Annotated in this window: 10 protein-coding genes; 3 read left to right on the top strand and 7 right to left on the bottom strand. The window is 33.5% G+C overall.

The features are described 5' to 3' along the window. Nucleotides 1–56: 56 nt before the first annotated feature. The 3 genes from ACTDJC_RS21235 to ACTDJC_RS21225 form a co-directional block, all read right to left on the bottom strand. Complete coding sequence (locus ACTDJC_RS21235; RefSeq protein ID WP_440604601.1) at nt 57–1,064, bottom strand: hypothetical protein; 1,008 nt, start codon at nt 1,062–1,064, stop codon at nt 57–59. A gap of 537 nt (nt 1,065–1,601) precedes the next feature. Beyond that, nucleotides 1,602–3,038, bottom strand: coding sequence for a DNA (cytosine-5-)-methyltransferase (gene dcm, locus ACTDJC_RS21230; RefSeq protein WP_440604600.1), 1,437 nt, complete (start codon nt 3,036–3,038; stop codon nt 1,602–1,604). After that, complete coding sequence (locus ACTDJC_RS21225; protein ID WP_440604621.1) at nt 3,031–3,225, bottom strand: helix-turn-helix domain-containing protein; 195 nt, start codon at nt 3,223–3,225, stop codon at nt 3,031–3,033. Before ACTDJC_RS21225 ends, dcm begins: the two co-directional genes overlap by 8 nt. A gap of 155 nt (nt 3,226–3,380) precedes the next feature. On the opposite strand from ACTDJC_RS21225, the gene ACTDJC_RS21220 reads away from it, so the two are divergent. Then, entirely contained in the window at nt 3,381–4,853 is a 1,473-nt protein-coding gene (locus tag ACTDJC_RS21220) for a MutH/Sau3AI family endonuclease (protein ID WP_440604599.1), read from the top strand. Between the two features lie 177 nt (nt 4,854–5,030). Here ACTDJC_RS21220 and ACTDJC_RS21215 read toward each other — a convergent pair whose 3' ends face one another. Further along, nucleotides 5,031–6,872: an AAA family ATPase gene (locus ACTDJC_RS21215; RefSeq protein WP_440604598.1), complete on the bottom strand. Its 1,842-nt coding sequence runs from the start codon at nt 6,870–6,872 to the stop codon at nt 5,031–5,033. Nucleotides 6,873–7,106: 234 nt separating this feature from the next. Here ACTDJC_RS21215 and ACTDJC_RS21210 point away from each other — a divergent pair, with 234 nt between their 5' ends. After that, complete coding sequence (locus ACTDJC_RS21210) at nt 7,107–7,793, top strand: IS6 family transposase (RefSeq protein ID WP_440604597.1); 687 nt, start codon at nt 7,107–7,109, stop codon at nt 7,791–7,793. 61 nt (nt 7,794–7,854) lie between these two features. Here the strand turns inward: ACTDJC_RS21210 and ACTDJC_RS21205 are convergent, their stop codons facing one another. Beyond that, entirely contained in the window at nt 7,855–8,631 is a 777-nt protein-coding gene (locus ACTDJC_RS21205; protein WP_440604596.1) for a MerR family transcriptional regulator, read from the bottom strand. Nucleotides 8,632–9,075: 444 nt separating this feature from the next. Further along, entirely contained in the window at nt 9,076–10,413 is a 1,338-nt protein-coding gene (locus ACTDJC_RS21200; protein WP_440604595.1) for a hypothetical protein, read from the bottom strand. A 450-nt stretch (nt 10,414–10,863) separates the two neighbouring features. Here ACTDJC_RS21200 and ACTDJC_RS21195 point away from each other — a divergent pair, with 450 nt between their 5' ends. After that, nucleotides 10,864–11,856 (top strand): thermonuclease family protein, encoded by a 993-nt coding sequence (locus ACTDJC_RS21195; RefSeq protein ID WP_440604594.1) that lies wholly within the window; start codon nt 10,864–10,866, stop codon nt 11,854–11,856. A gap of 76 nt (nt 11,857–11,932) precedes the next feature. On the opposite strand, the gene ACTDJC_RS21190 is transcribed toward ACTDJC_RS21195, so the two are convergent. Continuing rightward, nucleotides 11,933–12,394, bottom strand: coding sequence for a stress protein (locus ACTDJC_RS21190; protein ID WP_440604593.1), 462 nt, complete (start codon nt 12,392–12,394; stop codon nt 11,933–11,935). Nucleotides 12,395–12,416: the final 22 nt, after the last annotated feature.

Genomic DNA, 12,416 nt, shown 5'->3' with positions numbered 1-12,416 from the left:
CGTTGCAATGGTCCTGAAGTTTTTGCACCAGAACCAAAACAACAAATATCAAGAAATTAATATGTGATTCCTGATTTCTCAGATTTTTCAATATTTTCACCGAGTCCAAAATATAAATCTCTATTTCTTCTTTCTTTTTTAAACCAATCTAATCCTTTATAAGGTATTCCATTTCTTTGATCCCCTATATAATTCACCCTATGAGTTTTAAAGGCAAGATCTATGTATGGACCCGAGGTTATAAGTATTAACCCTTCCTTTAAACGAAAATCAGAGATTAAATATCGTCTAACTTGATCACATAAATAATTAGCCGCACGAGTTAATTCAACAGTTAAATCCATAACTAAATCTACATGAAACATATACTCTTTATACAATTTATTATATAATTCAGGATCCCAACGATCAATTTTATAAATTTTTTCAGTTTTGTAATAACCCTTAACTTCAATTGCATGCTTATAAAAAATATTAATTAAATCTTGTAAAACTAACATAAAATTATTAAATGCATTTTCTAGTTCCACATAAGTATTAGGCATAACCCTAGAAAACAACCAAGTTTTAACATCTTCTAATTCTTTTAATTTTTGTTTTTCAATTTTTGGTTGACCTAAACTTATTAACCCTGAAGTCCATGATCTCCAATTCTCTAAATCAATCTTTTGAACCAATTCATCAATATAAGTTGAATATACCAAATCATCTTTTAATTTTTGTCTATCAATACTAAGAGATTGACGAACCCACTCTTCATGAGAGTTTTTCATCTCTTTTAAACTCTCAACTGTATAAAAATTTTCTTGATCATCAACAATTTTATGATGAACATTGCATAATAAAATTAAATTACCATATAAATCTCTTTGCTCTTTTGGAAAATTAATATCTCCTCTAGGTCCATCATCTTCTCTAGCTATAATATGACATTCTTCACCTATAATCGATGGATCATCTGTTTCTGTTTCATCCATAACTAATTCTCTTCTACAATCTGAAGATGCACATCTATTAGCTGCTTTTCCCCATAACATCTTTCTAGTTTTTACCGAAATAGCCATTTTGAAGTCCTCCAATTTCATTTAAACTGTATAAACAAAAGTGCGAATCTTATAATCACATCATAAATATATAAAATCAATTAACAGCTATTAATTATACATATAAAAAATAAAACATATTTCACATATAAAAGTCCATTTCAATAATTAAATAGCATTTTAATCTATGTAAACTTTTAAATGAAAAATTACTTTCATATTCATTATAAAAAACAAAAGATTATTTAAACATAAACCATCTTTCATAGGCCAGTACCAACGTTCTTGTAACCAAGAGCAAAGTAGCAATTAAGTGTAAAAAATTCTAAAAGAGAAAAGGGCAAGCTACGGGAGTGTGACCACACTCCCCAAAAACAATGTTTTTAACTTGGTAGGAGATCCCTACAACCTTTACCTGTTTTCGGTCTCAAAATTTCATTTTCTCGTCCTAAAACAGTTGTCGCTTCGCTCGATTTTCTATCTTTTTTGAAAGAAAAAAAGAACCCTAAAAAACAAGTTCTTTTTCCTATTCTCCAATGTAAACTTTTAGATATTAATTTACGATGTTTTGGTAATTTGTTTTTGATTTAGCGATTTGTTGCCCATACCTAAAGTTGACTCCTTAACAATTGTCGCCATTTCTTGACCGATACGCTCAACTATACCAGTTACCAAAGCATTTCCCATAAAAAACATACGCATGCGGTCAGAAACTTCCGCTTCGCCGTTTGCAGTCATTTTGTATTTCGTCCAATTTGGTGGGAAGTCTTGAAGTAACTCAGCTTCCATTGGTGTAATTAAACGGTAGTTGTCATCTTCTTTCAAAAAGTGCGTTGAACGGTTCACTGAACCTTCGCTCGTCAACATCGTGCGCGCTGGCACATTCAAGTTGTCGTATGGAGACATTCCACCTTCTGAGTAAATCCATTTGTGACCGTCCGCAGTTGTGCGTTCAATCTTCTTTGGTCCACGTAAGTAGTGGAATTTTTCAAGTTTTGCGTCATCACGAATGGTATAGTTGTCGATGTATTCAGCATAAGCTTTTTCGCCTTCCGCTTTGTCTTCGTATTCAGCGATAAATGCGTCTTTTGCTTGAGAAACTACGTCACCAAGCGTCATTGGCTTTTCTTCCATAGTTGGCTCAGTATCAATCGTAAAATATTGACCGTAACGCATAACACCTGTATTCCAAATTTTTCCAGTGAAGTTGTCTGATACATCTAGAATGTAATTTTCTTCATCATCTGAACGGAACTCAGATAATTTTTGCATCCACTGACGAGACTTGTACGGCTTTTGAACGATTGGAAATTGGCGTGCGAATAATCCATCTTGGAAAATATAATCATTATACATTGCATCATCACAAATCTGCTCTGGAGCACCATATTTTTCATCAATGCGTTTCGCCCAGTCTGTATCGTTTCGATATACAAAGAAGAATACACGACGACGACGTTGAGCCCGTCCATAATCAGCTGCGTTAATTACACGCCATTCAACCGAATAACCAAGTTGATCGAACGCTGCAAGCATAATCGCAAAGTCACGACCGCGTTGACTTGACGGAGATTTCAATAAGCGATCTACATTTTCCAACACTAAGTATTCGGGACGAATGTGGTTCGTTGCACGAATAATTTCCCAGAACAGAACACCTTTCTTCCCTTGAATACCCATTTCGTGTTTCTTTGAACGGGCTACTGAATAATCTTGACAGGGAAAACCTCCGACAATCATATTTACACCATTTTCCTTCATTTCATCGAAGTAGCTGTTTGGTACTTGCATAATGTCTTGATTGCTGTGATTCATTTCTGGAAAACGGTAAACACCAACTTCAAACGCGTCCTGCGCTTTACGGCTTGGCTCAAATTGATTTGAGTAAGTCGTCTTATAGAAGTCTTTCCCACATTTCTTATTGGCGTTATCTAGTCCAACGATAAATCCGCCGACACCGTCAAACATTGAAAATATCTTAAATTGATTAGACATACATTTTTTCCTCGACTTTTTCAAACATTTCGTTGTAATCAGTTATATCCAAACAATCCATAACTTTCTCTAATGAATCCAAGTTGACTGAAGTTCGAATACCTCGAACCATATCGCTTACAGTACTTTCACGAAGTCCACTTAATTCAGCTAATTCTTTTTGTTTCATATCACGTTCTTTGAGAATATCACTAAGACGTAGCTTGATTAAGTTTTTTCAGCTCACTTTCTAAATACGGAATCTCGTATTATCGAATTATAACTTAACAAGCAGAAAAGATCAAGTAAAAGTATAATTTAAGGGAACAAACTTTGTAGAATTTCTTAAAAGGAGTTGAAGATATGGCTGACCATATTTTTACGCGTGAAGAACTAGATAATATTCTTCGCCCTGTTGTTGGAAAAACACTTGGCGAAGTTGATATAAATCACGTATTCGCCAAAACCAAAACCAATCCAAAAATCACAGGAATTGCAGGAGATGTAGTTGAGCAATCCATTCTCGGTTATCCGCCCGATACAAAACAAAAAGCAGATTTGCTTGTAGACGGCATTGATACCGAATTAAAAACGACTGGATTGAAACGTACAAAGCGTGGTAAACACGCACTCGAAGCTAAAGAGCCAATGAGTATAACCGCTGTTTCGCCCGAAAAGATTGTTGATGAACACTTTTTCCAGTCAACCTTTTGGAATAAAATTGAGCATTCACTATTAGTTTATTATCTGTATGACTCAGATAAAACTGTGCCTGCTTCGGAGTATGCCAACTTTACAATTCAAGGCTATCAATTTCATAATTTTAGTGAAGCTGACGTACAAATCTTGAAGAATGACTGGACTATAGTACGCGATTTTATCAAAGAACTTCAAGAAACCCTGGAAAATCCCGAAACTGAATATCCAAAAATTTCGAAGCTTCGCGACAAAATGATGTACATGGACACTGCACCAAAATGGCCTAACCGTCCACGGTTCCGTTTAAAACAATCAGTGGTTAATACAATAGTACAAGGGTACTTAGGAGAAGAATTTGAACCTCTCCAACCATCTAATAAATTTTCAAGCTATACAGAACTCGACAAGAAACTTCATGACTTCACAACCCAATTTAAAGGACAAACAGTTGAATATATCGCGAATACACTCAACATTCCTTTGAAACGAAACACACAAGGTAAGGTTAACAAAGCAATCACTGAGCAAATTATTACTCATATGTTTGGATCAAGTGGCGAAAAACTCCGAAAGATTGATACTTTTGCAAAACTTGGTATGATACCTAAAACAATGGTACAAACCATGAAAGGCGGACGCACTGAAGATATGAAATTCGATACTATCGACTTCGATGAATGGACTAATCAAGAAATTAAATTTGAAGATTCATATATCTATGATTTCTTCTCAAACCAATCTATGTTGTTCATTATCTTCAAGGAAACTGATAAAGATACACCACTTGAACAAACCGTCTTCGAAGGCTTCAAACGTGTTCAGTACGATGATGATTTCTTATATAACAAAGTTAAACCTGTATGGGATAAGGTACGTGAATTAGTTTGGAATAACGAAGTGGATGTATCTGTTATGAAAGATAAAAACGGAAATACTCGTATTACACCTAAAACAGGTTTACCCATGGAGGAAACTAATTTCCCTAAATCAAAAAACTCGGATATTTTCTTACGTGGTACTGGAAACAACGCAACCACAAAAACTCTTATATTAAATGGTAAACGTATGTATCAACAACAAGTTTGGCTGAAGGGATCCACCTTAGTAAATATACTTAAAGACATTCCATATCTCTAAAAATAAAGCAGGGGAGACCTAAAAGGACTTCCTCTGCTTTATTTTTAGAGAAAAAATGCAAAAGTGTCCTAAATTAAGAGGGCTCTTTTGCGTTTTATCGAAAGTAAACAACAAATGAGCTATTTAAATATTAAATAGCTCATTTGTTGTTTTGAATGTTAGGTATAAATTTAACTGTTATTCATCATCTTCGTTAATTATCTCTTGTATAATTCCAAAAACAGGACGGAAACTTTCGAAGTTAACGTTGTTAAAGGGCTCAGTTCTATCATAAATATATTGAGCGAAATTATTTTTAGAAAGAGCTATATTTGTGTTCTCGTCATTAATAGAACAAACGCCACTATCAATAATTTGTATAGAATTTTCTCCACATTTATTTTTTAATTTACAAATTTTATCAGAATTACTATGTAATCCAAATGTAGAAGAGAATTCATTTCCCATATATAGTCTTCTAGAATGTAAATCTTCTAATTTAATGTCTTCATCTGTGTAGTAGTGTTCTATGCAAATGTTCGGAGTTAAAGTTCTATGATTAGGTATTGGTAATGTAAAAGAATAAACATTATTACCCCATTTTTTGGAATTTTCACCGTTATTAATAGACACTTTATTTATAATATTTGTTTCATCTCTGTCGAATACAGCAATGATTTTCATATCATTCTTTAATTTTGAAAGAGAAGTACATAAATTTAATAAATTACTGCTTCCCATATCGATTTCATCTTCAAATTCATAGAATTCAAAGTTGTCTTCAGTCATTTGTCCATCTTCTTGGAATTTATTTAAAGCTGAACTTAAATGTTTCCAATCTGTTTTACCTTCAGTAATGACTAAATGTTTAGGTGCGTTTTGAATTTTTTCTTGTAAAAAATTGATGTCAAATGCTTCTTTAATAACTTGTTCTTCAGTCCAATTAAAGAATTCTCCTTGTTCAGGTATAGAAATTTCTCCGGTTGGAGTTCTTTTTAAAATTAATACTTTATCATTTGTGCGGTTATCATTATGAATAACAAAAGGAGAATGAGTTGCAAAAAACAGTTGTGATGTTTGAATCCCCTCATTGTTTTTAAATAGATTTTTATAAAAATCAAGAATTTTTAATTGCCATTTAGGGTGAAGACTTATCTCAGGTTCATCTATCAATACAATTGATCCTTCTGTTGAAAGTTTATTTCTTAGTAGAAAACTTCCTCTGAAAACAATTTGTTTTTCTCCTGAGCTTAAATCATTTATTGAGATTTCTTTTCCGAATTCTTCGAACAAAATTTGTTTTCCGTTTTCTGTATTAATTACTTTTTTATATTTTTTATTTGGAAAAATACTTTCAAATGCATTTTTGAATCTTTTCATACGTATATCTCTTATGCCTTCAGATACTTGAGCTGTAGGGTTTTGATCAGCCCATTGTGCAAAATCTCCATTGTCTAGAGCTTCAATATCAATTAATAATTGAGTAATTTCTTGTGCAAGATTTGCCGTAGATTTAGCTAGGTAGCTATCAGGCATATCTATCTCTAAAGAGGTAGTGCTATTTACTGATTGTGCTGTATAGTTGACGTCTACATCAGAAAAAATACTTTTAAATATATTTTTAATTTCAGGACGACTTAAAAGATAACCTGGAAGTTCTAAAGGCTGTTCTCCATTTTTTCTTGAAATGCTTACTTTAACTGCATTCCAGTCATGCATAATAGAATTATCAACTGTAACTGATAATTCATTACCTAATTCATATCCTCGTACTCTTGATTCGAACTCTCCAGCACCTTTAAAACTCAATATTTCATTTTCACTTAGTTGAAAAACAAAAATGGTTTCTCCATTAGATTGTTTTGTAGGTAGTGGAGATGCAATAAAATTAAATATTACATTTAATAAAGTTGATTTTCCGGTTCCGTTTTCTCCTGCCAAAATAATAGTTTTAAAAGGTTTTCCATTACTATCACAAAAATTAAACTTCAGATCATTATATATTTCATGATTGACGAAATTTATTGATTTAATATACATATGTTATCCTCCCTGTGATTGTTATATTTTTAGGATATTCTATAAATAGGGATTTATCAATATTTATGAAATATGAAGGGAAGAAATCTGTTACTATAGTCTGTCAACGGTAAATCGCAAGACCGATAGGTCGAGAATTTAAGGAGTTGATAGATCCACTATCCCAGACGGTTCTGTTGCAAAGTTTTCTAGAGTAAGCTAAACTCTGTAAAAAACAAACAAGGAGCGTAACAAATGGGATATTTTAAAGGAAAACAGTGCGAGAAAGATATTATCTTGGTAGCCGTTGGCTACTATTGTCGTTTTTCTTTAAGCTATCGCGATGTGTCTGAAATTCTCAAAGAACGTGGTATTTCTATTCATCCAACAACTATCATGCACTGGGTTCATGAATATGGAAATCTTATCTATCAAATTTGGAAGAAGAAAAACAAAAACACATTGTTATCTTGGCGTTTGAATGAAACCTATATCAAAATTAAAGGAAAGTGGTGTTATTTATATCGAGCAATTGATAAAGGGGGACAAACACTTGATATTCAACTTCGTCAAAAACGAGACACACAAGCAGCATATGCTTTTATGAAAAGACTTGTTCGAGCTTTTGGAGAACCAACGGTTCTGACGACAGATAAGGCCCCTTCTTTAGCTTCCGCATTCAAAAAATTAAAGGAGATAGGTCTTTACAAAAGTACCTTTCATCGTAAAATCAAGTACCTCAATAATATCATTGAGCAAGATCACCGAGATGTGAAACGTCGATTCTCCCGTTCTTTAGGATTTCAAAGTCTTCGCCATGCCACACGTACTATTAAAGGTATAGAAACTGTTCATGCTATATATAAACGAAAACGAAGTCCTCAATCAAACTTCGTTTTTTCGACGTATAACGCATTACATGAATTATTAATAGTTTCATAAAACTGGTCCACAATATTCCCCATCTCTTTATGTCTTCGGAAACTTTGCAACAGAACCTTTTTTAATCTATCTTTGGAGTATACATACCATTTTGAATCATATAATACTCCATCGCTTGATTTAACCATTCCTCCTCTTCTTTTGTATATGGAGAGGAAAATATATTTTCAAGCTTTTCTTTTTCTAGATCTTCTAAATCTTGTATAGCGTATATCGCTTCTTCACCAACAAATTCAAGTGTTGTCTTCATATGCTTATCTACTAACTCTTGTACCTCAGGATCATGCACCGATTTTCCCATCAACCTTTTTACTTCCTTAGACAACTGAATAAATTCTTTATCTAATGCCACCAGTTCTTCTTTAGGCCTGTTAAATAACTGATCAGCCACATCTTTTGATATATGTTGTTCAACCCATAGTCTTTGGTCCTTCTCTGTTTGCATGCTGTTAATTAAACTCATTAAAACTGGACTATCGACTTCTCCTTCATCTGCTATTAATTTAATCGTGCGATTAATAGCATTTAGTGTGGTTTCAATTTGTTCTTTTTTCTGCTCCAAAGCCTTTTTTTGTTTTTGTAATGTGTCATTTAAGTTTGAATTAAAACTGGACTCCTTCATCATTTTACCGATTTGTTCTAAACTATAGCCTAAAGATTTAAAACCAACTATTTTTTGCAACGTAAGGACATCCTGGTCATTGTATTGCCGATGACCAGAAGAAGGTTGCTTTTCAGCTTTGAGTAACCCTATTTCATCATAATAATGTAATGTTCGTATTGATGTCCCGGTTTTAGCAGAAAATTCTCCAATTGAATATTTTTTATTATTACTCATTTTACATTCTCCCTTCTTTATTCAAACCTGTTTACCTTGATCATACTACCTCACGTAACTGTAGGTACAAGTTTAAAAATTCAATTTGCTATTATCAAAAATATTAACTATCCCTTATGGATAGGAGAAAAAGCATTTTTACCAACCTTTATTCAAAAGATACATCTACATCCTAGATAGAAAGAATACCGTTTTTTCGTTATGGGGGGATTTTGATTTTTTAGCTTGATGGTGATGTGGCGATACCCCTTTAAGCACTACAGAAACTTTATTATCATTACACAAGTATCAGAATTTACTTTTTAATTATTATGGCTCCTTCAACCATGATGATTACACAGCAATAAAAATACCCTTCACAAGTGTATGAAGGGTAAAATTCATGTTCCATAGTCTACAAAGTATTTATAGATTCATATTGTCAATGATGTACATATAACATTTTTAGTTTTTATATTGGTCATATTTTGCTTTTGCAATTTGTCTAACTACATTTGAATCTATAGGTCTTCCGTTAGATGAATTGAGGAATATGATAAACTCTATATTCCCAGATGCACCATTATTAGGACTTACGTTTGGAATTTTTAAATCTATACCAAGACCAAGCGAACCTTCCCCTAATTTATCAAAAGGACCTACATCTGCAAATATAGCGTAAGCAGTTGTATCATTTGCGTTGTGATTAATAACAGCAGCATAATCACCTAAATGTGCACCCCATTGTGTATATTTATTACCAGGGAGAACAAAGTATGGATATTCACCAGGATCAACGTGAATCCCTAATGATATGTCAGGTTGATGATAGTAGTCTTCTTTGTAACGTGATTCATACCTTACTTTACCATCGCCATCAGTATCAATAGCCATTTTTGATGTAAATTTAAGTATATTTTTATTACTATCTTTCCACACTACATAACCCTGAACAGTATCAATTTGAACAAAATGTTCGTCGATGTTAGATGCTTTATATATCGTTGAATTGGTACGAATATCAATTACCACTGTATCTTGATATTGTTTAGCTTTGTCTTTAGCTTGGTTTTGATCGATAAACCCTCCTATTCTTATAGGTTGATCCTTACGAACCCCTTGTAATTGATAAACTATATATCTAAAAATGTCATCCCAAACCAAAGCCTTGGGATTATAAGGGTCAAGACTGGTATCTACGACTTTTACATTATCGAAATTACGTGCATAATCAATAGCATCAGTAGGACTACTAAAACGGTTAATTTCTTTAAACTGTCCGCCGATAGGTGGGCCACTTACCAGTTGATATACAGCATACTGCCCTGGATATGAAGTTTTATTGTTAGAATCTAAAACAGGTGCTCCCGGAGCATTGTATCCCAACCATTTAGAGTTACTTTGAGTATTAACATAGAACCATTCCTGCGAAACAACAATTGTTTGCGGCGCTATCCATCCAATTGGTTCAGGGTTATTTGGATCTGCTAAAAGTTTTTTCCCTGAGTAAATTGTTAGATTTTTACCATCAAAACGTACATTATTAAATTCCGACTCGTTGAACCCAATCCATACTGGTTTTTTAGTAAAATTATGATCCGCATCTATTAAAAACCACTGTTGATTTACATCTAGTGTTTGAGGATCAAACGTAACTGGATTGGAGCCATTTGGATTGCTATAAAAAGTTGATTTCTCAGGCATATAATACGGTGCCGCGAGAGCAGAACTACTAAATCCACCAATAATCAATAAAGCCAACCCTGTTACGATAGCTAATTTTTTGATTAGCTTTTGTTTCACAAGCATCTCTCCTTTTTAAAAATAATATTATGAATAATCAGTTTTTTATTTGTGTTACCTCCCACCCTCTCTCCTTACTTAAACTCTCGGCCACAGTTATCACAAGTGTCAGAATCCCACCACGTTAAATGACCGCGATGCGGACAACTTCCCACTTGACGGGAACGGATGAAGAATGAAAAGAAGCGTTTCATTGTTCCACTACCCTTATATTTATGGTTGTAAATGGCATAACATGAAAATTACATAAGATTTGGATGTAATTTAATATCGTTAATTCTAGAAATGTAGGGATAGTACCACACATCCATCAACTGGTTCTGTTGCAAAGTTTTCTATATATCTCATTTTCTTACAAAAAGAATTCTATGAATGCAAGTTTATGCAAAATTCTTCTATAACATCTGGTATACTTAATATCGTAATAATTTATACTCAAGGGGGATATGCATGAAAAAGTCAAACGGATGGACGATATTTTGGCTCATTTTGTTCTTTCCGATAGGTTTGTATCGCATGTGGCAATATAAGCAGTTTCCAAAGATTGTACGAATCATTATCTCTGTATTTTTCGCACTAGTAGTAATCATAAATATGTTTAATAAAAAAGAGGAAACAAAAATTGATACAGTCACTTCTGCAAAACCTAAAGAAGAAGTAAAAAAAGAAGAAACCAAACAAGAAGAAAATAAACAAGAGGCCGTTAAACCTATTACATATCAGATAAACGGTATATCTATTGTAAAACCTAATGTTAAAACAGCAAATGTTTTAGAAGTAATCGACGGAGACACTATCAAGATAAAATTGGATGATAAAGAAGAAACTGTTCGTATGATTCTTGTTGATACTCCAGAAACGAAACACCCTTCTAAGCCGGTACAACCTTTTGGACCTGAAGCTAGTGATTTTACAAAAAAAGAGTTGAGCGGAAAACAAATCGGTTTAGAACTGGACGCGCAAGAACGCGATAAATACGGTCGTCTCTTAGCCTATGTCTGGTTAGATGATCAATTATTTAACGGTACCCTTTTAGAAAAAGGTTATGCACGTGTTGCAGTATTTCCGCCAAACACAAAATACGTAGATCAATTCCGTAAAATTCAAGATGCTGCACGAAATAGTAAGACTGGAATATGGAGTATTGAGAATTATGCAACGGATAATGATTTTAATGAAGATGTTGTAAAACCAAAACAGCAAACTGCAGCGTCAACTCCAGCTCCTCAACCAAAACAAGAAGCAAAGCCAGAAACGAAACCAGAAGTAAAAACACAACCTACACCGAATGGTTCTTGTAATATTAAAGGGAATAAAAATAGTAAAGGTGAAAAGATTTATCATATGCCAGGACAACAATTCTATGATAAAACAAATCCTGAGGAAATGTTTTGTTCGGAAGCAGAGGCAAAAGCTGCAGGTTATAGAAAATCAATGAGATAGTAAGAAAGCAGGCTCATATCAAGAGCCTGCTTTTGTATTATCTAATTCATTTCACGTAACGGTTCTGGTGCAAATATTATTTCACGACTTTATCCATAACTTCTTTATATTTATTAAACTCTTCATCTTTCATATCACCGTTCATTTGTACAAGGAAATTCCCTTTAGCGTATGTATGTGAAAATAGCATAGGAGCAGAGTTTCCTAGTTCATCATAGTATTTCTTCGCTTTTTCTAAGTCTTCTTTCTTACTGAACTCAAATACACGACCGCCTTTGTCATCACCTAAAGCAGGAGTAAGGATTCGTTTCCCATCTTTACGCATATTACCGAATTCTTTTTGAGGTAGATCAGTAGCATTCTCAGCTTCTAATCCTGCTTTCTTGAATTCACTAATAAGTGATGTTGTTGTAATTGGCTCTTGTTTCTTTTCTTCTTGCTTTGGTTTTGAATCTTTTGCGGTTTTCTCGTTAGAACATGCTGTAATTCCCATAAGTAAAGCGCTACACGTTAATACCATTAATAGTTTCTTACTCATTATCTGTCGCCTCCAATTACTA

Origin of the sequence: Bacillus sp. GB_SG_008, from assembly GCF_052038115.1 — a bacterium.
Taxonomy (GTDB): domain Bacteria; phylum Bacillota; class Bacilli; order Bacillales; family Bacillaceae_G; genus Bacillus_A; species Bacillus_A rhizoplanae.
The sequence above is the reverse complement of the archived record's forward strand: the minus strand, read 5'-3'. Positions and strand labels throughout refer to the sequence as shown.

Bases quoted from the DNA above. Each gene is read 5' to 3' on its own strand.
- ACTDJC_RS21235 (WP_440604601.1), bottom strand. From the start codon at position 1,064: ATGGCTATTTCGGTAAAAACTAGAAAGATGTTATGGGGAAAAGCAGCT.
- dcm (WP_440604600.1), bottom strand. From the start codon at position 3,038: ATGTCTAATCAATTTAAGATATTTTCAATGTTTGACGGTGTCGGCGGA.
- ACTDJC_RS21220 (WP_440604599.1), top strand. From the start codon at position 3,381: ATGGCTGACCATATTTTTACGCGTGAAGAACTAGATAATATTCTTCGC.
- ACTDJC_RS21215 (WP_440604598.1), bottom strand. From the start codon at position 6,872: ATGTATATTAAATCAATAAATTTCGTCAATCATGAAATATATAATGAT.
- ACTDJC_RS21210 (WP_440604597.1), top strand. From the start codon at position 7,107: ATGGGATATTTTAAAGGAAAACAGTGCGAGAAAGATATTATCTTGGTA.
- ACTDJC_RS21205 (WP_440604596.1), bottom strand. From the start codon at position 8,631: ATGAGTAATAATAAAAAATATTCAATTGGAGAATTTTCTGCTAAAACC.
- ACTDJC_RS21195 (WP_440604594.1), top strand. From the start codon at position 10,864: ATGAAAAAGTCAAACGGATGGACGATATTTTGGCTCATTTTGTTCTTT.
- ACTDJC_RS21190 (WP_440604593.1), bottom strand. From the start codon at position 12,394: ATGAGTAAGAAACTATTAATGGTATTAACGTGTAGCGCTTTACTTATG.